Here is a 19,978-nt window from a genome sequence, read left to right as displayed (position 1 = left end):
AGACACCCCGTCACGAACGGGTGAAACATGCTCGGCCCGATCTCGCAAACCAATGGTTCACCAAGTATTTTCTAAATTTCCAGAAATACATACAAATAAACTATAATATATATTCATAGAAGCATATATTGTTCTCTCCGCACGAGAATGCTGAGAATGACGCCAGAGGCGATGCTTCAACGCATCCCAGAAATAATAACAAAGAATCGGCTAACGATACCATGCTTCTCGCGATGGCTTTCTCGTGTCACATGCCCCTTCGCCCGGCAGAAAAACGGTGCATGGGACATCCAGTTTCCCACCCGTGCCGAAACAGGCCGTATGACAACACATGGGTCCTGATCGATGACTGGACGATCTTCGCCCTGGCGCTGTTCATGGCCATGGCCTGCATAACCGTGCACACCAGTCTCGCGGCCACCGGCAAGCCGGCAGCGACAACCGCACCGGTGAAACAGAAGCGCCCGCTCGCCGAGGACAAGCTTTCTCCTCTCTTCGACGGAGAAAGTCTCTCCGGCCTCCTGCCGCCGCATGACGATGCCCTGCGCGCCGGCGACCCAAGCGCCGATTATTTCGCAATCGACCGGTCATCGGGCAATCTGATTTCACAGGCCCGCCCCTGGCGCCAATGGCTGAGCCGGCGCGGCTTCACCTTCGACATGATCTACAAGGCCGAGGGCATGGCCAACATCGACGGCGGCCTGTCCCGAGGCATGGATTATGTCCACGACCTGCGCGTGACGATGCTGTTCGACCTGGGCCGGTTGCTGGGGCTGACCGGATGGTACGTCCACGGACTGATCATGAATCGCGAAGGCCGCCAGGTCGGCTGGGACCATGTAGGCGAGCGCAACGTACTGCTCACCGAACTCTGGAGCATCCACGGCCCCGCCGCCGCACGCCTCGCCGATCTATACGCCGAAAAATCGTTTCTTGGCGACCGGCTCAACATCAATATCGGCCGCATCGCGCTGACCCACACCTACGGCACCTCGGCGCTGCTGTGTACGTTCATGATGCAATGCTCCGCCCCGATGGCGATCCGCGAACCACCGGGCTGGAGCGTCTATCCCAAGACATCCTGGGGCAGCACGCTGCGTTTCCGCCCGCTACGCGACCTGACCTTGCGCACCGGCATCTACAAGATCGCGCCAAAGCCCCAGGACAACACCGGCTGGGCCTGGGCCAGCGAAACCACGACCGGCATCCAGACCCCGGTGGAACTGACCTGGGAGCCGTTCTTCGGTCCGCGTAAACTCGTCGGGCACTACAAATTCGGCTACGGGCACGATACCTCGCCCTATCCGGACATGATCGGCACGGTACCGGCAGCGTATCGGGACGCGATCCACCCGCACGCCGAAAAACCACGCGACACATTCTATATCGAAGCGGACCAGATGATCTACCGCACGCACGGCACGAGCCAGATGTCCGGCGGCTACCTGATGGCGGGCTACATCCACAACACGCCAAGCATCTCCACCTTCGCCGACGAATTCTATTTCGGCACCTCGCTTCTCGGGCTCCTGCCCGGCCGCCCCTTCGACCGGCTCGGCGTGATGTATTCCTATTACCAGATGAGCCCCCGCCTGGCGTACGGCCAGCGACTGCGGCAGGCGGCGGGCCTGCCGCTCGGGCCATACATCACGGGCCCGCAGACCCATTCGGCGGTGCTGGAGGCCTATTACAGCATGCCCGTGCTGCCGGGCCTGATCCTCTATCCCGAATTCGAATACATGATGCGTCCAGGAGAAACCTCGGTCATTCCCAACGCAACACTGGTCGGCATCAAGCTGATCGCCAACCTTTGACACCGCCACGCCGGGACAATCGCCAGAATATGATCGCTGGTCCCGGTAAAATTAAAATTAAGCGCATCTTGGTCCCACCGGTGCTCACTACGGACGGGCGGGCAAAACGATCCGGAACAGACAAGCGCGCAAGGGATGGAAACAGGCATGAATGACATGGCCGCCGCACCAGCGACACGGGCGACACCAGCGACGATAACGGAACAGTCCCGGACCTACGACGTGGCAACGGCCCGGCATGTCGTCCTGGCTTCGCTGCTAGCCTGGCTGCTGGATGCCTGCGATTTCTTCATCGTGCTGTTCACGCTCGACGATGTCGCCCGCAGTTTCCACGTCTCCCTGCAAAGCCTCCTGCTGGCGCCCACGCTCACGCTCCTCACGCGCCCGATCGGCGCCTTCCTGTGCGGCCACGCGGCGGATCGGTACGGGCGCAAGCCGGTCATGATCACCACCATCGTCGTTTATTCCGCGATCGAGATCTTGTCCGCCTTCGCCCCCAACCTCGCCGTCTTCCTGCTGCTGCGCACCCTTTTCGGCATTGCGCTGGGCGGAGAATGGGGCGTGGGCACATCGCTGATCATGGAGAGCATTCCCCCCTCATGGCGCGGCACCGCCTCGGGCCTCCTCCAGGCTGGCTACCCCGGCGGCTACCTGCTGGCGTCGCTGGTCTTCCTGCTGCTGCCCTTCATCGGCTGGCGCGGCCTGTTCATCCTCGGCGGCAGCGCCTTGCTGGCGGCGGTCTATATCTGGCTGCGCGTCCCCGAAAGCCCCGAATGGCTGAGCCACCAGCACGACCAGAGCACGGGCACCAGCGCCGGCACCACCAAAGCCCCAGGCCTATGGTTCATCATCCGCAACAATGCGGCCTTGTGCGTCTTCGCAATCACCCTGATGGCTGCCTTCAATTTCATGAGCCACGGTTCGCAGGATCTCTACCCCAAGGTTTTCCTCGGTCTGGAACGCCACCTGTCCCACCCGTCCATCACGCTGATCGTGGTGCTCTACAACATCGCCGCCATCGCTGGCGGCCTGTTCTTCGGCGTGCTGTCGCAGAAGATCAGCCGTCAATACAGCATCGCCCTGGCCGCCCTCCTCACCCTGCCCTGCCTGCCCTTGTGGGCCTTGTCCCACTCCCCCTTCTGGCTCGCCTTCGGGGCCGTCTGCGTCCAGTTCTGCATCCAGGGCGCCTGGGGCGTCGTCCCGGCCTATCTCAGCGAACTCTCCCCCGCCTCGGTTCGCGCCACCTTCCCCGGCCTTGCCTACCAGTGCGGCAACCTGATCGCCGCCAGCAACGCCCTCCTGCAAACCGGCCTCGCCTCCTGGTTCGGCACCGGCCTCGCCCCCGCCATGATACTGACGGTCGGCACCGCCACCCTCGTCGTCCTGACCCTGATCCTGCTCAACGCCCGTCTATACGGCCGCTACCACCCTATTCAATAAGGAGCGCCAATCGTTTGGAAAAAGATCGGCTTCCACCTCATTTGAGACGGCTGAGCGCAGCCTTATGCTTCCTCGAAGCGGACGTGACTCATGGCGTGCGAGGAAGAGTCTCCGTGAATCCCGGAGCGGTACACCAACGTTATCCGGCTCCGCTTCCACGAAGGTTCCACTTCGGCTTGAGTGCCCGGATCAGCCCTTCTTCTAAACCGGCGACAGGATCTACGGGCAATATGTCATTCAGCGTGAGGTGATCCTCAGGTACAATCACATAAACATCGACGACTGTGCCGTGCGAGAGTCTTTCCAGAAGCGCCTCGCGGATACGACTGGCTGTTCGCAGGTTTTTTGAATTTTCATAATGCCGAAACCGCCTGTGCAGACCACGCTGCGCCGAACCGACATAAAGAACTTCATGTCCGACAGCATACGCGTAAACGCCCGGCCTGCGTGGAACAGGCTTAATCCCCAGGAATGCTATCAACCCACTCTGACCGGCCTGCCACACTCCGATGTGCACAAAGCCGCCAGCGAGAAGCTGGTCGACACTTCCTGATAAGCAAGATGAAAAAGCTTTATTCATCGAGCGACCTTAAGGCCCTTTATACCCCTGATAAAGGACATTATCAGTGTTCGGTAGATCGTCCGCGCCACAAACTCTCAGGTTTTCTGTATCAACGACCCAAACATTGATTGACCGTTAAAAAAGGTAGAAAAACTGGAAATATTTCGCCTTCCAATCAGTCATTCCGAGCGCAATATTGCCTTTTCAAAAGACAATATGAGGTTCCCCATGTCCCCCCGACTCTGAATTAATTTCTTTTGACTACCGAATCCTTGATAAATGGCCTCATGGCCTAAATACGAATTCGCGTTTGTTCTCAGCCGATATTGCCTACACCAGTCGATTAAAGCAGTTCCGGAAGCATCATCCTCGCCGCTCTTAATTTTTCGATCTCTGAGATTGGCAACGCATTCATCCTCCGGGATTACGAGCCATAGGAGAAGTGTTGCCTCTGAAACTGCCTCTTTCGCTAACCAACCGAAAACGCCTTCTATAATCCAAGTGTCTTTTCTGGCAGCAATGCGAACTCCGCTTATCGCATCATCTCGGGCGCGACGTTTATTAAATCCACCCGGCTCCCAATGCAGTTCGTCGAGTTCAATATGATCTGCTGATGTGAGCACGGCAAGCTGTTTAGCAAGCCACGACTTACCAGAACCAGCGTTTCCGATGATCAGCGTGCGCCGGCTATCTGTAATAAAAGCTTTTCTCACAGTTGTCGCTCCGCTTTTTGAAGTCCGCCTTCTATCTCTTTTCTCCAAAAGCGGGCCGGGTAGAATTCAACCAAGCGGTCATGTAGTCCGACTTACCACACCACGGAAAATGGGCACCGATCATCCGTGCCCTTTTCCGCCTGCAATTCAGAAATCCGGCATCGTCGGCGCCAGCAACCCACCAATCCGCAACGGTGCCATCCGACGAGCCAACCCGGTAGCATCATCGGTTTCCACCATCATGCCCGCCACCGTCGCCACCCCTTCAGCCGGCTGCAACCGCTCGCCGGGCATCCGCCGCAGAAAGCGCGCGATCGCCGCATCCTTGCCCATGCCGATCACGCTGTCATAATCGCCGCACATGCCCGCATCGGTCTGATAGGCCGTGCCGGCAGGCAGAATGCGATGATCGGCCGTAGGCGTATGGGTATGCGTGCCCACCACCAGCGAAGCCCGGCCATCCAGCACATGCCCCATCGCCCATTTCTCGCTCGATGCCTCGGCGTGGATATCCACCACCACCGCATGCACCGTCACCCCTAGGCGGTGCCGCGCCATGATGTCGGTCACAGCACGGAACGGATCGTCCAGCGCCTCCATGAACTGACGCCCCATGACGTTGATCACCAACGCCTTGCGTCCATCCACCAGTTCCACCACCACGCTGCCCTGCCCCGGCGTACCGGGCGGATAATTGGCCGGGCGAATAATGCGCGGCTCCGCATCGATCTGGCCAACAAGGTCCTTGCGATCCCACGCATGGTTCCCCAGCGTCACGACATCGACGCCGGCCGCAAACAGATCGCGGGCAATGGCCAGTGAAAGACCGAACCCATGGCTGGCATTCTCACCGTTCACCACCACCAGATCCAGGCGCAGATCCCGCCGTAGATTGGGCACCACCTCTGTTACCGCTTCGCGCCCCGTGCGGCCGACAATATCGCCCAGAAACAAGATCCGCACCCGTCTTTCCTTCTTTCTCTTTGTGCCGTCTCTCCTTCTTTTTCTGAAGAAAACGAAGCAAAAAGACTTTTATCCGTTTTGGACAATCGCAAGTCGCACGCAAAAGGCTCCCGAACAGATCAAAAGTTTTTTGGTTCTTTTTCCAAAAAAGAACAGAAATCCCTCACACCCGAATCACGTCCCGTTCCGTCACGATCACCGGCAACGGAACATCATACGGCCCCACAGGCACCGCCGGCACTTCCTGCGCCGACAGGCCAAAGCCCACCGCCGGCACGCCAGGCAGTTCCGCCAGCGTGCGGTCGTAATACCCGCCCCCATATCCCAGCCGGAACCCCCGCCTGTCAAAACCCAGCAGCGGAACGAACACCAGATCCGGCCGCGCGACCTCACCATCAGGATGCACCGTACCAAAACGACCGGAGCACATCGTCGCCTCCGGGCTCCAGCGATGGAAGCTCAGGGGCTGTCCGCGCGGCGGCGTCCGGGGCAGCAGCACGCCGTAACCATCCCCATGCAGGCTGGCGCACAGGCCGCGCAGATCCACCTCGCCAGGCAACGGCCAGACGGCGGCGACACACCTCCCCGGCGTCAGCACGGCGCGGACATGCTCCCGCATCCGGCGGCACAACGCGGCACCGGCCTCCGGCGCCGCCATGCGAACACCACGCAAATGCCGGCGCAGCTCGGCTTTCGCCGCCACCAGCGCGGGCGGATCAGAGGGGGGAAGATCGGAAATAGGACTGTGCGGAGCCACCATGGCCGTTGGTCTTTCAGCCCTCCCGGACCTGCTCACGCAGGTGGGCGCCAGATAACATGACCAGGATCACGCCAGAGCCAGCTCCCTAAGGAAGTGCTTATCGGCCCAGGGGTTGAGTTGCCTGACGAACCCGGCAGCCCCGCTCGTCATATCTAGGGATGTTCGAGCGTCGCCGCAATGCTCTCGGCACGTTCGACCAGCAGGGCAAGCTGTTCGCGCCTGCGGTCGTTCTCCACCCGCGCCTGCCGGCCCTCGGCCAGTTGGCGCGCGGTATCCGCCGGCATCTTCTCGACCGACAGATCATGGATCTCGTCGGCCATCAGCAAGGCCGCGAGCGCCAGGATCCGGGCCTCGCCGCTCTGGCCGCCGATGGCGCGGATATGCTCGATCCGGCGCTCGACCTCCAGCGCCATGGCCTGAAGATGCCGCTCCTGACCGTCCTTGCAGCCGACGACATAGGCATAGCCGTTGATTCGGACCGTAACCTGCGCCATGGCTCAGCCCTCCCCCATCGCGTCGATATCCTCGTCCGGGCCCAGCACGTCGCGAACCCGCGCGATCAACGCATCGATATTGGCTGCCAGCGTCTGGAGATCAGGCGCCGCAGCCACCGCCTCGTGGCGACGATCCAGAGCAAAGGCGATACGGTTCAATGCCTGCTCCAGCCGGTCTGCGGGATCACTCGTTCCCCAGGCAGCCGGGCTGTCCGATCCTTCAACATGCCCCAAGGTCGTCATTCCCGTCACTCGACGTCTCAATCCCCGTCCAGATCTGCATATCGGCAGCGTTCCGCCATGCATAACCCGCATGGTCCGCATGCCAATCCACTTTTCCGGACAGACACTCACTCTTGAACTGATCGCCCGCACGCGGTTCAACGTCAAGCAATGATCCACCCCCCGCCCCCACCGCGCGTCTTCGTCGTCGCCTCGGCGGTGGAGATCCGCGCTGTTCTGGCCGTGCTGCGCACACACGAAACGCCCCACACACCGGGCTGCGTCCTTCTGTCGCCGGCCGATGCAGGCTGTTTCATGGGCCCCGCCTGGTGGCACGCGCTGCTGGCTGAAACCGGCTTCACTTTTCCCGCCTTCCTCGATTGCGGCACGGCTGCCGGCCGCGCCGCAGAAGCACTGGGGCTGGGCCTGCGCCATATCGTGCTGCACGGCACCGGGCGCCAGGCGGATACGATCAATCTGCTGGCCCGATCGCTGGATGCGACCTGCCTGCACCACCGGCCGCCCCATTGCGTGGTCGGGCCCGCCCCGTCACCCGAACGGTTGCGTGCCTGTCTTTTCGACACCGATCACCCGCCGATACGTCCCTGATCCCCCTGTCATCACGCCGCGCGGCACCGTATGATCGTGGGACGATGTATGATTGCCAGCTTTATCTCGTCACTCCCCCGGCCCTCGACCCGGTCGCGTTCGCGCCGGATCTGGCACGCGCCCTTGATGCCGGCCCGGTCGCCGCCGTGCAGTTGCGCCTGAAGGACGTACCCGACGATACGATCCTGCGCGCGATCGACATCCTGCGCCCGGTGGCACAGGAACGCGACGTCGCCTTCATCCTGAACGACCGACCCGACCTGGCCCGTCGCAGCGGCTGCGACGGCGCGCATGTCGGCGGCGAAGACATGGATGCCGCCGCCGCCCGCACCCTGCTGGGCGACCAATTGCAACTGGGCGTGTCCTGCTACGACAGCCGCGACCTGGCGATGCGCGCGGGCGAAGCCGGGGCGGATTACGTGGCGTTCGGCGCATTCTTCCCCTCGGTCTCCAAGGAAACCGACATCCGCGCTCCCGTGGAACTGCTGACATGGTGGAGCGCGATGATGGAACTGCCGGTCGTGGCCATCGGCGGCATCACGGCCGATAACTGCGCGCCCCTGGTACGGGCCGGTGCCGATTTCCTGGCGGTGATCAGCGCCGTCTGGTCGCATCCCGAAGGGCCCGCGGCCGGCGTGCGTGCCATGAACGCGGCGATAGATGCCGCCTGAAAGCCGGCAGAGGGCAGAACACGTGCCGATGGCGCTCAGGCAGGCGCCAGCAGCGAACTGGTCAGATACAGCACGCCATTGGATTGCGGCATGCCGTCAATCCAGATCGGCGCTACCTGCCCGGCCCCGTCCGACAACACCAGCCGGCCCGCCGCATCGCGCCCGACCAACACCGTCCCGCCGGCAAGCGTCGGCAGGCTGACCCGGTTGCCGGGCGCCATGGCGAGCAGTTGGCGCAGTCGCTCCGCCGGATACGCACCGCGCACGATGCTGTAGGCAAGCGCCTGCCGCAGCACCGCCGGGGCCGGTATCCCGCCCGAGGGCGCGGACGCATGCGCGAACTGCTCCATCGGCAGGTTGGGCACGGCAAACACGGTAAACGGCCCGGCCTCACGCAATGGCGCCATCATCCCGGTGAGATCCAGAGCCCGCGTGTAATCAGCCAGTTCGATACTGCCGCGCAGGCTCTCGTTCAGCGGCCGATCGCGATAGACCGGCGTGTCAGGCGCACCATAGGCCACCTGACTGTCTGGCCGCCCATGATCCAGCGCCGGCGTGTAGCTATGTTCGACCGAAAGAGTGGGAATGGCCGCCGCCCGGCTGTCGCCGCGCACCAGAAAGGCGTCCTGCCGCGAGGCAGGCGCACACGCCACGACCGAACACGCCATTAGGCAGGCCATCACACCGCGCGGCACACGCATTCCACCCCCTCGCGGGGCGAACCAGCGCCACCCCGTCGTCATGCCGCCTCAGCGGGCGGCGATCAGCATCCATCCCCGCGCATCGTCCAGCCCGATACGCGGCCGGCGATAATCTCGAACGTCGTCTGGCAGGTGCTGGTGTAGACGGTGCCGCCCATGCCACCCCAGCCGCCGCCCCAACCGGGGCCGCCCCAGCCACCACCCCAGCCGCCTCCCCAGCCACCGCCCCAACCACCCCAGCCGCCGCCCCAGCCGGGACCACCCCCCCAACCCCAGCCCCAGCCGCCGGCACCGGGCGAGTAGTTGGTCTCGCTGTCGATATAGGCCAGGAAATTATGACCCTGGGCCTCATACGAGCGCGTGGGCACGCCGAAGGTGCGGATCACGTCCACCTCACCCCGGCCAACCATCGAGTTGAGCAGCTTCCGCTGCTCGGGAGAGGGAACCTCACACGCCGTCAGGGCGAGCAGGGCAGCCAGCGGTAGGAGCGAGAGGTATTTCATGATCCGGGTTACCGATCTACAGGACAGAATTTATCAGGGCGTTAACGTAGCACCATGGCCATGACGTACGAATTGGGGACGAAATTACAAATATTTCAACCCATCCCGGCGTCAGGCCAGCCATAAAATGTCATTTATGCGGGCCGTCCCCGCCGCCAACATGACCAACCGATCAAATCCCAGTGCAATGCCCGCACAAGGCGGCAGATGCGCCAGCGCCGCCAGCAGCGCCTCGTCCATCGGCCAGTCCAGTTCGGGCACGGCGCCATACAGCGCCGCCCGTCGCGTCCGGTCGTCCACGAAGCGCCGGCGCTGCTCGACCGGGTCGGTCAGTTCCTCGAACGCATTCGCCAGTTCCATGCCGGCGGCATAAAGCTCGAAACGCAGCGCCGTGCGCGGATCATCCGGATCGCGGCGCGCCAGCGCCGCCTGACTGGCCGGCCAGTGCGTCAGAAATGTCGGGCGATCCCGGCCGATCGCCGGCTCCACCCGCTCCATCAGCAGGCGGAAGAACAGATCCTCCCACGTCTCGCCATCCCGTAGGGCACACCCTGCGGCCATGGCCAGCGCGCCGGCATCGCCCTCGGTCGGCAGCAGGTCCACCCCCGCATGCCGGGCAAAGGCCTCCTGCATCGTCAGGCGCTCGAACGGCCCATCGACCCGCAGCGGCACGGAGTCCGCCAACCCGCCGGGCGGCGCAAGCACCGGCGGCAGCACGGCGCGCATCAGCGCCTCTGTCTCGTCCATCAGCGCCGAGAGCGATGCACCGGGCCGATACCATTCCAGCATGGTGAATTCGGCAGCATGAAGATGGCTGCCCTCCTCGTTGCGCCAGACCCGCGCCATCTGAAACACCGGCAGCCCGGTCGCGGCGACGACCCGCTTCATGGCGAATTCGGGGCTGGTGTGCAGAAACAGCGCCTCGCGGGTGCCGTCATGATGCCGCCGTTCGGTGCGGAATACCTTCAGGTGCACTTCCTCGCCCGGCGTCGGCACCGCATAAGGCGTATCGACCTCCAGATAGCCCCGCGCATCGAAGAAGGCGCGAACCCCACGCGCCACCAGCGCCCGCCGCCGCAGCAGCGGCAGCCGCCCGGCAATGCGGTCGGGGTCGCAATCCGGCGCGGAAAAAGGGGCAGAACCGCCGCCGTCGGTCATGAAGGACTCCTGTTGCGGGACGAAGACCGGTCGAGTAGAGCCAGCCGATGACACGATCGGTCAACCATCCCCAGGACGATTTCACCCCGCCGACGGGCCGGACGCTGCGCGACATCCCCGCACTGGTCGCCGCCGGGCTGGTCCCTCCGGATGCGGCCCCGGCGCTGGAAGAGGTGTCCCGGCAATATGCCACCGCCATCCCCCCCGCCTTCGCCGCGCTGATCGAACGGCCGGACGACCCGATCGGCCTGCAGGTCATCCCCGATGCCGCCGAACTGGCCGTCGTCCCCCATGAACACGCGGACCCGATCGGCGACGACGCCCTGTCGCCGGTGCCCGGTATCGTCCACCGCTACGCCGACCGCGCGCTGCTCAAGCCCCTGCTGGTCTGCCCGCTCTATTGCCGCTTCTGCTTCCGGCGCGAACATGTCGGCCCCGATGGCGGCGTGCTGGACGATGCCGCCCTGGCCCGCGCGCTGGACTGGCTGCGCGACCACCCCGCCATCCGCGAGGTGATCCTCACCGGCGGCGACCCGCTGATGCTCTCCCCCCGTCGCCTGCGCCAGATCATCCAGGCGCTCGACGCCATGCCCCACGTCACGACGATCCGCATCCACAGCCGCGTACCCGTCGCCGACCCCGCCCGCATCACCGACGAACTGGCCGATGCGATGCAGACCGACCGCGCGATGTGGGTGGTCATGCACGCCAACCATGCCAGCGAATTCACCCCGGCCGCCCGCGCGGCCCTGCGCCGCATCCAGGCACGGGCGATCCCCATCCTGGGCCAGTCGGTCCTGCTGCGCGGCGTCAATGACAGCGTGGCGGCGCTGGAAGGACTGTTCCGCGCGATGGTCGAGGCCAGGGTAAAGCCCTATTATCTGCACCAGCTCGACCCCGCCCCCGGCACCGCGCGCTTCCATGTGCCGATCGCCGAGGGCCAGCGCCTGCTGGCGGGCCTGCGCGGCCGGGTGACCGGCCTCGCATGGCCCACCTACACGCTCGACATTCCGGGCGGCCACGGCAAGGTGCCGCTGGGGCCGGACTATCTGGAAGCCGGGGAAGACGGCCCCATGGTCCGCGATCCGGCAGGCGGCCGCCACAAACTCGCCGCTGAATCCGCGCCCAACCTTGCCCTCGGCGCCCGAGAGCGTTAGAAGCCCGCCTTCCATACCCATAGTCAGACAGGGCCCACCATGAAACAGCAGGCGAACCTGATCCGTGCCGGACAGGTCATCGAGCACGAAGGCCGTCGCTGGACCGTCCTGAAGCAGCAGATCATCACCCCCGGCAAGGGCGGCGCCTTCATCCAGGTGGAGATGCGCGACCTCAAGACGGGCAACAAGACCAACGAGCGCTGGCGCACCGCCGACACCGTCGAACGTCTGATGACCGAGGAAAAGGAATACACCTATTCCTACATGGACGGCGACAACGTCGTGCTGATGGACCCGGAGACGTTCGAGCAGACGCTGATCCCGCTGGACCTCCTGGGCGACCAGGCCCCGTTCCTGCAGGACAACATGACGCTGGTGATCAACCTGGTCGAAGGCGACCCGGTGGGCGTGCAGCTTCCCGCGCAGGTGACGCTGGAAATCGTCGAGGCCGACCCGGTCGTGAAGGGCCAGACCGCCAGCTCGTCCTACAAGCCGGCGAAGCTGTCGAACGGCGTCAAGACCATGGTGCCGCCGTTCATCGAAGCCGGCGAGCGTATCGTCGTCCGCACGGAAGACGCCAGCTACGTGGAACGCGCGAAGGGCTGAAGCCCCGCGCAGCCCCATGGCATGCCCATGGGGCCGCGTTTTTTTCGTTACACAGAACATCTTTGCGTGATGAGGTGGCGTCCACGTCATCCCGACCCGCTCCAGCCAGACAGGACCGATCGCCGTGGCCATGCGACTCTCTCCCCATATGACGGTGATGCAGAACGCGGCCCAGAAGGCCGCGCGGCGCCTGCTGCGTGACTTCAACGAGGTCGAGCAGCTTCAGGTCAGCATCAAGGGCCCCGGCGATTTCGTCTCGCAGGCCGACCTGCGCGCCGAAGCCGCGATCCGCGAGGAACTGGAGCGCGCCCGCCCCGGCTACGCCTTCCTGATGGAAGAAAGCGGCGCCTCAGGCAGCGACAACTGGACGTGGCGCTGGATCGTCGACCCGCTGGACGGCACCACCAACTTCCTGCACGGCATCCCGCACTGGGCGATCTCGATCGCCCTGCAACGCCGCCTGCCCGATGGCACGATCGAACTGGCGGCGGCACTGGTCTACAACCCCGCCGCCAACGAGATCTTCTGGGCCGAAAAAGGCGTGGGCGCATTCCTCAACGAGCGCCGCATCCGCGTGTCGGCCCGTCGTGACATGCACGAGGCCCTGTTCGCCACCGGCATTCCCTTCGCCAAGGTCCCGGCCCAGCGCCGCCTGCCCTTCGCCCGCACGCTGGGCGCGCTGATGCCGCAGGTGGCGGGCATCCGCCGCTTCGGCGCAGCGGCGCTCGATCTCGCCTGGGTAGCTGCCGGCCGGTACGAAGGCTTCTGGGAACTGGGCCTGAAACCGTGGGACTGCGCGGCCGGCCTGCTGCTGGTGCGCGAGGCCGGCGGCTACGCCACCGATCCCGACGGCGCCGACCTCAACGACATGGGCGATTCGGTCAATGTCGTGGCCGGCAACGCCCAACTGCATGGCAAACTGCGCGAACTGGTAGCCGAGAGCCTGACCGCACGGCCCTGAGCCCTGCGGCTTCCGCGATGAGGCGCTTTCAAAGCCCTCGTCGCACTCTGCCTCTTCGGCCCGCGTGCGATCTGGTCTAGGCTGCCCCGATCATGCCTGATATCCGCCTCGCACTCCCCTCGCGCTCCGGCCCGCACCGTCGGGTAGCCGCCCATGCCATGCTCGCGACACTCGCGGCTCTTGGCGGACTGGCCTTCACCTCAGCGCATGCGCAGGTCACGACCGACGACAGCGCGCTCTCCGCCCTGCCGGCTACCAAGGTATCCAAGCCCGCCCCGCACGCACCGGCCACCAGACCTGCTGCTCCGTCGGCTCCGTCCGCCACCGCCCCTGCACCGACCCGGCCCGCGCCAGCCCATGCCGGTCCGCCCCCGACCATTCCTGCCGCCCCGCCACCGCCACCGGTCATCCGCCCACCCGTAGTCGATGTCCCGCTCCATCCGCCCGCACTGCCGCCGGAAGTCCCCGCAAAGGCCGACGCCCAGGGCACCGTCACCGACCGGCCCGGCGGCCTGCGCCTCACCTTCGCGGCCGGCAGTACGGACATGAACGCGGCGATGATCGACGGGGTGAAAACTTTCGCCGCCACGCTGCTGCAGGCGCCCTACACGCGGGCCGAAATCGACGCCACAGCCTCCGGCGCCGCCGACGACGTTTCCACGCCCCGGCGACTGTCACTGGCACGCGGGCTGGCAATCCGCTCGATCCTGATCCATGCCGGGGTCGCCACGACGCGGATCTATGTCCGCGCGATCGGCGTACCCGCGCCCGCAACGGCAAAAGGATCAGACAACCCGAATGAAACGTCCCCGGATCATGTTGACGTGACCCGGTCGGATATGGTCGCCTCTGCGCCACCGCCTTCCCCCGCCCCTTCGGAGCAGCGTTCCGCACCGTGACCCAGCCGACAACCTATCTCCTGCGTATCGTCCTGTTCCTCACGGTCGTCGTGCTGGCAGCCGGCGCACTCGGGCGCATGCTGTACACCGCCTTCTTCAACAACCCGATCCTGGACGGGCTGATCCTGGGCATCCTCGCCCTGGGCATCGTCTGGAACATCCGCATGGTCCTGCGGCTGATCCCCGAGGTCCGTTGGGTGGAAACGCTGCGCCAGCCGCGTGACGGCCTGGCCCAGCCCACCCCGCCGACCCTGCTGGCGCCGATGGCGTCCATGCTGGCCACGCGCAATCGTTCCGACCGGCTGGTCCTGTCCACCCCCGCAATGCAGTCGATGCTCGACAGCCTCTCCTCGCGCCTCGACGAGGGGCGGGAACTGTCGCGCTACATGACCAACCTGCTGATCTTCCTGGGCCTGCTGGGTACGTTCTACGGCCTGCTACTGACGATCTGGTCGATCGCCGACGTCATCACCGGCCTTTCGGTCGGCTCGGGCGACCTGAACGCGATGTTCGACCAGTTGAAGACCGGGCTGGCCAAGCCGCTTCACGGCATGGGCACCGCCTTCTCTGGCTCGATGTTCGGCCTGGCCAGCGCCCTTGTGCTGGGCTTTCTGGACCTGACGGCGGGACAGGCGCAGAACCGCTTCTTCAACGAACTGGAAGAGTGGCTGGCCGGCCTGACCCGCATCGGCTCCGCCATCGGCACCGGCGACGGCGCCGATGCCGGCATTCCCGTCTACGTCCAGGCATTGCTGGAACAGACCGCCGAAAACCTGGAAAAGCTGCAAGCCCTGATTGCACGCGGCGAGGAAGGCCGGCACCAGCAGCAGGCCCTGCTGGTCAGCCTGAACGACCGGATCGGCGTCATGACCGAGACGATGCGCGCCAGCCATGTCCTGATGCAGCGCATGGCCGAGGATTCGAGCCAGCAGCAATTGCGCGGCATCGAAGCCCAGTTGACCCGCATCCTGTCGGACATGGAGCAGGGCCGCACCCAGATCGCCACCGAAATTCGCGGCGACCTGCGCCTGCTCACGCGCACCATCGCAGCATCCGCCCCCGCCGGCGCGCGCGCGCCCTGATCGCCCCCGGCTTCGCGAGGTAACAGCATGGCACGCCGCCGCCGCCAGACCCATTCCGGCCTGGACGCCTGGCCGGGATATGTGGACGCCCTGTCCACCCTGCTGATGGTCGTCATCTTCGTCCTGCTCGTCTTCGTGCTGGGGCAGGCGTTCCTGTCCGTGGTACTGGCCAAGCGCCAGCAGGCGATGGAACAGTTGACGCAGCAGGTCAGCAAGCTGAACGACATGCTGGCGCTCGAGCAGAACCGCAGCCACACGCTCCAGCTCTCGGTCGCCTCCCTGCGTTCCGCGCACGACAAGGACGTGGCGATGGCCTCGTCGCTCACCGCCCAGGTCTCTCAGCTGACCGCCGAGCGCGACACGCTTTCCCAGGCCAGCCAGCAGCAGGTCGCGGCCCTCAGCACGCAGCTCGAAGAACTCCGCCGGCAGCTCGGCGCGGCGATGATGGTGCTGGACATCTCCCAGCAGCAGATCCACGACCGCGACCACAAGATCGACGATCTGGGGCAGAAGCTGAACGTGGCCCTGGCCGACAAGGTCGAGCAGTTGCAGCGCTACCGGTCGGAATTCTTCGGCCGCCTGCGCGACATCCTGAAGAATCAGGACGGCGTGCAGATCGTGGGCGACCGCTTCGTGTTCCAGAGCGAGGTGCTGTTCCCCCCCGGCAGCGCCGACCTGTCGCCCAAGGGCGTGGCCGAGATCCGCACCCTCGCCCGTACCTTCCACCAGGTTTCCAGCCAGATCCCCACTTCGGTCCCCTGGATCATGCGGGTCGACGGCCACGCCGACCGCCAGCCGATCCACAGCGCCTTCGCCAGCAACTGGGAGCTGTCGACGGCGCGTGCGATCACCGTGGTCAAGCTCCTGATCGCGGAAGGCATCAGCCCCCAGCACCTGGCCGCGACCGGCTTCGCCGATTTCCAGCCGCTGGACAATCACGATACCCAGGCAGCCTATGCCCGCAACCGGCGTATCGAGTTCCGCCTGACCGACCGCTAGTGTCCGCCGCCGCACCGGGGCAGGTCGCCCGGATCTTCCGCAACACCGGCTACCTGCTGGGCGGCAAGGGGATGGCCGGCGTGCTCGGCTTCCTCACCACCGCGCTGGTCGTGCGCGCGCTGGGGCTGGAGCAATATGGCGCGCTGCTGCTGATCCATTCCTGCGCCTCGTCCTTCTCGGTCGCCACGCGCTTCCAGTCCTGGCAGCCGCTGCTGCATTTCGGCAATGCGCTGTTCGCCCGTGGCGAACAGACGCGCTTCCAGGTCCTGCTGCGCCACTGCATCATGCTGGACGCACTCGGCGCCGTGGCCGGCACCATCCTGGCCCTGATCGGGGTCGCCACCTTCGGCCATATCTTCGGCTGGTCGGCCGCCACCCAGGGGCCAGCGCTCATCTACATGACCTCGGTCCTGTTCATGAACACCTGCTGGGCACTGGGCGTATTGCGGTTGACCAACCGCTTCCGGCAATCCGCCCTGGCCGACCTGGCGCTCAACACGACCCGCCTGGTCGGCACGGTGCTGGGCCTGGGCCTGCACTGGCACCTGGGCGGCTTCATGGTCGTCTGGTACCTGGGCGTCGTCATGTCGTTTATGGCTAATTGCAGCACCGCCTGGGCGGCCGTCCGGCACACAGCCAGCCTGCGCGGCTTCCGGCTGTTCGGCACAGCCTGGCGGACGGATTTCCACGGCATCTGGCGCCTGACACTCTCCACCAGCGGCAATCAGGCCCTCTCAGCCCTCACCTCCCGCGTCACCGTGCTGATCGTGGGCGCGGCGACCAATCCCGCCGCCGCCGCCATCTACAGCGTCACCTGGCATGTCTGCGACGCCCTGGCCCAGCCGGCGCAATTGCTCACCCCCGCCCTCTATCCCGAACTGATCCGCCTGCGCGACCAGGGCGACCGCGCGGGCATGCGCCGCGTCATGTTCCGCATCTTCCAGGCGCTGGGCCTGTTTTCCATCCTGGCGTTGGTGGTGGCGGCGACGATCGGCCCGTGGATATTCCACACCCTGCTGGCCGTCAGGACGAACGACCTGGCACTGCTGATGGTCCTGACGACGGCCGCGATCCTCGATCTGTGGGATGTGCCGCTGGAACCGTTCCTGGTCTCGCTGGGCTATGCCCACCGCCTGTTCATCGGCCGCATCGCCGTCACCACGCTCTGCCTGCCGGTACTCTATGGCCTGGCGCGCCTATGGGGCGTGAACGGAGCGGGCATCGCGACCCTGCTGGCCGAGACCCTGATCCTGTCCACACGCGTCATCCCCTTCCTGCGCCTGCGCCACCCGTAAGTACCGAAGTGCAGGACACGCGAGCCGGATCGCCACCGGCCCGCATCGACGGTCAGGCTTCCGCGGGCAGAGGCATCGGGTCGGTCGGATGCTGGGCACCGCGATAGCGGTCGAACATGCTCATCTGATGCACACAGCTCAACGTGCAGGTCGGGCTGCACGATTTCTCGGTATGATATTCGCGCTTCAGGTCCTCGGGACCGTATTCCAGCAGCGGGATAGCCGGATAGCCGCGCTGCTGCGAACACCAATGCACCCGTCCATCCTCGGTCACATAGAGGTACCGGGCGCCGGCACGGCATTTCCAGTCGTTCGGCTTGCCGTGCATCAGGTTCTTCTGGAACAGCCGGTAATTCAGCGTATGGACCAGAGAGGGCGAAATCTCGGTCACCCGGCGATAGGCATTCATCTGCGCGTCGCTCAGCGCCTTCAGCCCACCCTGATGGTCGTGCAGCACCCCCACAGAGTGCTGCAATCCATAGCGCGCCGCCGTCTCGGCGATCGTCACCACGTCCTGCGTCCGCTCGCCGGTCACGCCCAGCACCGAATTCACATTGACCTTGAACTGCGCATGCTTCGACAGCAGCGCCAGCCGGCCTTCGACCGAAGACAGGCTTTTCATCGAAATGTCATCGGGGGTGATATTGTCGATGCTGACCTGCATCCCCTGAAGGCCCGCCGCATTCAGCCGGTCGATCCAGGCCCGCGAGAGGCGAAAGCCATTCGTGATGGTGGTCACGATCATGCCGTGATCGCGGGCCACGCGCACGATCCGGTCCAGGTCGGGATGCAGCAGCGGCTCACCGCCGGTAAAGGTGATCGAGGCGGTCCCCAGCTTCGCCAGATGATCGACTCGTGCCTTGAGGTCCGCGAACGGCACCGGAGCGGAGAAATCGTCATATTCGTTGCAATAGCCGCAGGCCAGGTTGCAACGCCGCGTCACCACCACCTGCGCCAGCAGCGGCGTATAGCGCGTGGCGATCGCCTTGGCCGCGAACCGCACGCCGGCACCCAGGTTGCTGAGGCGGCGGGCCAGGGGAATATCGTTCATCGTTACCCTATCGTCCAGAAAACCGGCGCGAACCGGAAAAGGGGCCGCATCATAGGAATGGCCCGGCCCGCGCGATAGTCCGGGCCGAAGAGGAATCCGCGCCACCATGGGCCTGGACCAGATCGTCATACCAGCATTCCAGCATTTCCGTCTGCCTCCGCAGGTCGAATCGCTCGGCGACAAAAGCCCGTCCAGCCCGCCCCATCGCCCCGCGCATCGCCGGATCGGCCGCCAGCGCGCCCATGGCGGCGGCCAGCGCCTCGGCATCGCGGGGCGGCACGATCACGCCGCTGCGCCCCTCGGCCACCCCCTCGGGAATCCCCCCCACCCGCGTGGCGACGACCGGCACGCCGCAGGCCGCCGCCTCCAGCATCACCATCCCCAGCCCCTCCACGCGCCCGCTGGCCGTCAGCACGCTGGGCAGCACTAGCATCATCGCCCGCCGCATCCATTCCATGACCACCGCATGCGGTTGCGCCCCCAGAAACAGCACCCGCTCCGCCACCCCCAGCGCACCGGCCAGCGCCTCCAGCCGCCCCCGCAACGGCCCATCCCCGATAATGGCCAGACGCAGGTCCCGATGCTCCGCCGCCAGCCGGGCAAAAGCCCGCAGCAGATATTCGGTGCCCTTCATTTCAACCAGCCGCGCGACGTGCAGAATCACGGGCGTCTCTTCCGACGGATCCCGCGGCTGGTAGGCCGCACAATCCACACCGATATAATGTACGTGCGTCCGCTCCGCCGGAAAACCGCGCGCCAGCGCCAGGTCTCGCAGAAAGCCGGAATTGCACAGGAACAGCTGCCCCTGCCGCGCCAGCGCGCGCCGATGCAGCGGATAATTCGCCCAGGCCGGCGAGCACAGGAAGCGCCGGTCGGACAGCGTCACGTCGAAACCATGGAAGGTCGTGACCAGCGGCACACCCAGCCGCTGCGCCAGTGGCAGGGCATAGACCCCGTCGACCCCGAAATGGGCATGGACCAGCGCGGGGCGCCGCCCTGACAACAGACGCAGATACGGCGCCGGATCGCGCGTCAGCATCTGCGCCAGCATGCGCGGCCATGCGCCGTGCCGCCAGAGGTCGCGCAACAGCAGCGCACGCGCCCCATCCGGTCCGGGCCCAAAGCGCATGCGTCCCACATAGAGCGGCACATGGCGACGCAGAGCCTGCGCCTGCTGGGCGATGAAAATCTCGGAAACCCGGAACTGGTTCTGGCGAAAGATGACAATTTCACGCAATAGGACGTTCTCTCGATCGCCGATGGTCTTCCAAGACGGGCGGCACTCTACAGTCGGACAGCGACAAAGCAAAAGAGCGCG

Annotated in this window: 22 protein-coding genes and 1 other RNA gene; 11 read left to right on the top strand and 12 right to left on the bottom strand. The window is 65.1% G+C overall.

Features of this window, described 5'->3' with window-relative positions; all coding sequences use genetic code 11:
* Window positions 1-377 precede the first annotated feature (377 nt).
* Both C7453_RS04215 and C7453_RS04210 read left to right on the top strand, forming a co-directional pair.
* Complete coding sequence (locus C7453_RS04215; RefSeq protein WP_371858455.1) at window positions 378-1,814, top strand: carbohydrate porin; 1,437 nt, start codon at window positions 378-380, stop codon at window positions 1,812-1,814.
* A 147-nt stretch (window positions 1,815-1,961) separates the two neighbouring features.
* A complete protein-coding gene (locus C7453_RS04210) occupies window positions 1,962-3,254 on the top strand; it encodes an MFS transporter (protein ID WP_371858452.1) in 1,293 nt (430 codons plus the stop codon).
* A 139-nt stretch (window positions 3,255-3,393) separates the two neighbouring features.
* Here C7453_RS04210 and C7453_RS04205 read toward each other — a convergent pair whose 3' ends face one another.
* The 7 genes from C7453_RS04205 to C7453_RS04180 form a co-directional block, all read right to left on the bottom strand.
* The gene (locus C7453_RS04205; protein WP_141288668.1) at window positions 3,394-3,834 is read right to left on the bottom strand and encodes a GIY-YIG nuclease family protein; all 441 of its coding nucleotides are present in this window, start codon (window positions 3,832-3,834) and stop codon (window positions 3,394-3,396) included.
* Window positions 3,835-3,995: 161 nt separating this feature from the next.
* Window positions 3,996-4,529, bottom strand: a complete 534-nt coding sequence (locus tag C7453_RS18650) for a P-loop NTPase family protein (protein WP_141288666.1) — start codon at window positions 4,527-4,529, stop codon at window positions 3,996-3,998.
* Between the two features lie 147 nt (window positions 4,530-4,676).
* Window positions 4,677-5,492, bottom strand: coding sequence for a TIGR00282 family metallophosphoesterase (locus C7453_RS04200; RefSeq protein WP_114726293.1), 816 nt, complete (start codon window positions 5,490-5,492; stop codon window positions 4,677-4,679).
* Between the two features lie 163 nt (window positions 5,493-5,655).
* Window positions 5,656-6,252 (bottom strand): 5-formyltetrahydrofolate cyclo-ligase, encoded by a 597-nt coding sequence (locus C7453_RS04195; RefSeq protein WP_114726292.1) that lies wholly within the window; start codon window positions 6,250-6,252, stop codon window positions 5,656-5,658.
* A non-coding RNA gene (gene ssrS / locus C7453_RS04190) (6S RNA) lies at window positions 6,239-6,395 on the bottom strand. The genes C7453_RS04195 and ssrS overlap by 14 nt, the downstream gene beginning before the upstream one ends.
* A 9-nt stretch (window positions 6,396-6,404) precedes the next feature.
* The gene (locus C7453_RS04185; RefSeq protein WP_114726291.1) at window positions 6,405-6,746 is read right to left on the bottom strand and encodes a cell division protein ZapA; all 342 of its coding nucleotides are present in this window, start codon (window positions 6,744-6,746) and stop codon (window positions 6,405-6,407) included.
* 3 nt (window positions 6,747-6,749) lie between these two features.
* A complete protein-coding gene (locus tag C7453_RS04180; RefSeq protein WP_114726290.1) occupies window positions 6,750-6,989 on the bottom strand; it encodes a hypothetical protein in 240 nt (79 codons plus the stop codon).
* 150 nt (window positions 6,990-7,139) lie between these two features.
* Here C7453_RS04180 and C7453_RS04175 point away from each other — a divergent pair, with 150 nt between their 5' ends.
* Together C7453_RS04175 and thiE are read left to right on the top strand one after the other, a co-directional pair.
* Window positions 7,140-7,577, top strand: a complete 438-nt coding sequence (locus tag C7453_RS04175; RefSeq protein WP_174787905.1) for a hypothetical protein — start codon at window positions 7,140-7,142, stop codon at window positions 7,575-7,577.
* A 44-nt stretch (window positions 7,578-7,621) separates the two neighbouring features.
* The gene (gene thiE / locus C7453_RS04170; protein ID WP_114726289.1) at window positions 7,622-8,248 is read left to right on the top strand and encodes a thiamine phosphate synthase; all 627 of its coding nucleotides are present in this window, start codon (window positions 7,622-7,624) and stop codon (window positions 8,246-8,248) included.
* Window positions 8,249-8,283: 35 nt separating this feature from the next.
* On the opposite strand, the gene C7453_RS04165 is transcribed toward thiE, so the two are convergent.
* From C7453_RS04165 to epmA, 3 genes are all read right to left on the bottom strand, one after another.
* Entirely contained in the window at window positions 8,284-8,916 is a 633-nt protein-coding gene (locus C7453_RS04165) for a fasciclin domain-containing protein (RefSeq protein ID WP_245948770.1), read from the bottom strand.
* Between the two features lie 95 nt (window positions 8,917-9,011).
* Entirely contained in the window at window positions 9,012-9,452 is a 441-nt protein-coding gene (locus C7453_RS04160) for a hypothetical protein (protein ID WP_114726288.1), read from the bottom strand.
* Window positions 9,453-9,563: 111 nt separating this feature from the next.
* Window positions 9,564-10,610: an EF-P lysine aminoacylase EpmA gene (gene epmA, locus C7453_RS04155; protein ID WP_114726287.1), complete on the bottom strand. Its 1,047-nt coding sequence runs from the start codon at window positions 10,608-10,610 to the stop codon at window positions 9,564-9,566.
* A gap of 47 nt (window positions 10,611-10,657) precedes the next feature.
* On the opposite strand from epmA, the gene C7453_RS04150 reads away from it, so the two are divergent.
* The 7 genes from C7453_RS04150 to C7453_RS04120 all read left to right on the top strand — a co-directional run bounded on the left by C7453_RS04150 (window position 10,658) and on the right by C7453_RS04120 (window position 17,609).
* Window positions 10,658-11,767 carry a lysine-2,3-aminomutase-like protein gene (locus tag C7453_RS04150; protein WP_114726286.1) on the top strand — a complete coding sequence of 370 codons (1,110 nt, stop codon included), beginning with the start codon at window positions 10,658-10,660 and terminating at the stop codon, window positions 11,765-11,767.
* Between the two features lie 39 nt (window positions 11,768-11,806).
* The gene (gene efp, locus C7453_RS04145; protein WP_114726285.1) at window positions 11,807-12,373 is read left to right on the top strand and encodes an elongation factor P; all 567 of its coding nucleotides are present in this window, start codon (window positions 11,807-11,809) and stop codon (window positions 12,371-12,373) included.
* Between the two features lie 130 nt (window positions 12,374-12,503).
* A complete protein-coding gene (locus C7453_RS04140; RefSeq protein ID WP_114726284.1) occupies window positions 12,504-13,334 on the top strand; it encodes an inositol monophosphatase family protein in 831 nt (276 codons plus the stop codon).
* A gap of 92 nt (window positions 13,335-13,426) precedes the next feature.
* The gene (locus tag C7453_RS04135; protein WP_170143120.1) at window positions 13,427-14,233 is read left to right on the top strand and encodes an OmpA family protein; all 807 of its coding nucleotides are present in this window, start codon (window positions 13,427-13,429) and stop codon (window positions 14,231-14,233) included.
* Entirely contained in the window at window positions 14,230-15,315 is a 1,086-nt protein-coding gene (locus C7453_RS04130) for a flagellar motor protein MotA (RefSeq protein WP_114726282.1), read from the top strand. The genes C7453_RS04135 and C7453_RS04130 overlap by 4 nt, the downstream gene beginning before the upstream one ends.
* A 27-nt stretch (window positions 15,316-15,342) precedes the next feature.
* Window positions 15,343-16,314, top strand: a complete 972-nt coding sequence (locus tag C7453_RS04125) for a peptidoglycan -binding protein (RefSeq protein ID WP_114726281.1) — start codon at window positions 15,343-15,345, stop codon at window positions 16,312-16,314.
* Complete coding sequence (locus C7453_RS04120; RefSeq protein ID WP_114726280.1) at window positions 16,314-17,609, top strand: lipopolysaccharide biosynthesis protein; 1,296 nt, start codon at window positions 16,314-16,316, stop codon at window positions 17,607-17,609. Before C7453_RS04125 ends, C7453_RS04120 begins: the two co-directional genes overlap by 1 nt.
* Before the next feature lie 52 nt (window positions 17,610-17,661).
* On the opposite strand, the gene C7453_RS04115 is transcribed toward C7453_RS04120, so the two are convergent.
* Together C7453_RS04115 and C7453_RS04110 are read right to left on the bottom strand one after the other, a co-directional pair.
* Window positions 17,662-18,660: a radical SAM protein gene (locus C7453_RS04115; RefSeq protein WP_114726648.1), complete on the bottom strand. Its 999-nt coding sequence runs from the start codon at window positions 18,658-18,660 to the stop codon at window positions 17,662-17,664.
* A 49-nt stretch (window positions 18,661-18,709) separates the two neighbouring features.
* Complete coding sequence (locus C7453_RS04110) at window positions 18,710-19,897, bottom strand: glycosyltransferase (protein ID WP_114726279.1); 1,188 nt, start codon at window positions 19,895-19,897, stop codon at window positions 18,710-18,712.
* Window positions 19,898-19,978: the final 81 nt, after the last annotated feature.

Origin of the sequence: Gluconacetobacter liquefaciens, from assembly GCF_003350405.1 — a bacterium.
Taxonomy (GTDB): Bacteria; Pseudomonadota; Alphaproteobacteria; order Acetobacterales; family Acetobacteraceae; genus Gluconacetobacter; species Gluconacetobacter liquefaciens.
This window is presented reverse-complemented; position numbering and strand designations above follow the sequence as displayed.

Excerpts from the sequence above, each read along its gene's own strand:
- C7453_RS04215 (WP_371858455.1), top strand. The coding sequence starts at position 378 with ATGGCCATGGCCTGCATAACCGTGCACACCAGTCTCGCGGCCACCGGC.
- C7453_RS04210 (WP_371858452.1), top strand. The coding sequence starts at position 1,962 with ATGAATGACATGGCCGCCGCACCAGCGACACGGGCGACACCAGCGACG.
- C7453_RS04205 (WP_141288668.1), bottom strand. The coding sequence starts at position 3,834 with ATGAATAAAGCTTTTTCATCTTGCTTATCAGGAAGTGTCGACCAGCTT.
- C7453_RS04195 (WP_114726292.1), bottom strand. The coding sequence starts at position 6,252 with ATGGTGGCTCCGCACAGTCCTATTTCCGATCTTCCCCCCTCTGATCCG.
- C7453_RS04185 (WP_114726291.1), bottom strand. The coding sequence starts at position 6,746 with ATGGCGCAGGTTACGGTCCGAATCAACGGCTATGCCTATGTCGTCGGC.
- C7453_RS04180 (WP_114726290.1), bottom strand. The coding sequence starts at position 6,989 with ATGACGACCTTGGGGCATGTTGAAGGATCGGACAGCCCGGCTGCCTGG.
- C7453_RS04175 (WP_174787905.1), top strand. The coding sequence starts at position 7,140 with ATGATCCACCCCCCGCCCCCACCGCGCGTCTTCGTCGTCGCCTCGGCG.
- thiE (WP_114726289.1), top strand. The coding sequence starts at position 7,622 with ATGTATGATTGCCAGCTTTATCTCGTCACTCCCCCGGCCCTCGACCCG.
- C7453_RS04165 (WP_245948770.1), bottom strand. The coding sequence starts at position 8,916 with ATGGCGTGTTCGGTCGTGGCGTGTGCGCCTGCCTCGCGGCAGGACGCC.
- C7453_RS04160 (WP_114726288.1), bottom strand. The coding sequence starts at position 9,452 with ATGAAATACCTCTCGCTCCTACCGCTGGCTGCCCTGCTCGCCCTGACG.
- epmA (WP_114726287.1), bottom strand. The coding sequence starts at position 10,610 with ATGACCGACGGCGGCGGTTCTGCCCCTTTTTCCGCGCCGGATTGCGAC.
- C7453_RS04150 (WP_114726286.1), top strand. The coding sequence starts at position 10,658 with ATGACACGATCGGTCAACCATCCCCAGGACGATTTCACCCCGCCGACG.
- efp (WP_114726285.1), top strand. The coding sequence starts at position 11,807 with ATGAAACAGCAGGCGAACCTGATCCGTGCCGGACAGGTCATCGAGCAC.
- C7453_RS04140 (WP_114726284.1), top strand. The coding sequence starts at position 12,504 with ATGCGACTCTCTCCCCATATGACGGTGATGCAGAACGCGGCCCAGAAG.
- C7453_RS04135 (WP_170143120.1), top strand. The coding sequence starts at position 13,427 with ATGCCTGATATCCGCCTCGCACTCCCCTCGCGCTCCGGCCCGCACCGT.
- C7453_RS04125 (WP_114726281.1), top strand. The coding sequence starts at position 15,343 with ATGGCACGCCGCCGCCGCCAGACCCATTCCGGCCTGGACGCCTGGCCG.
- C7453_RS04115 (WP_114726648.1), bottom strand. The coding sequence starts at position 18,660 with ATGAACGATATTCCCCTGGCCCGCCGCCTCAGCAACCTGGGTGCCGGC.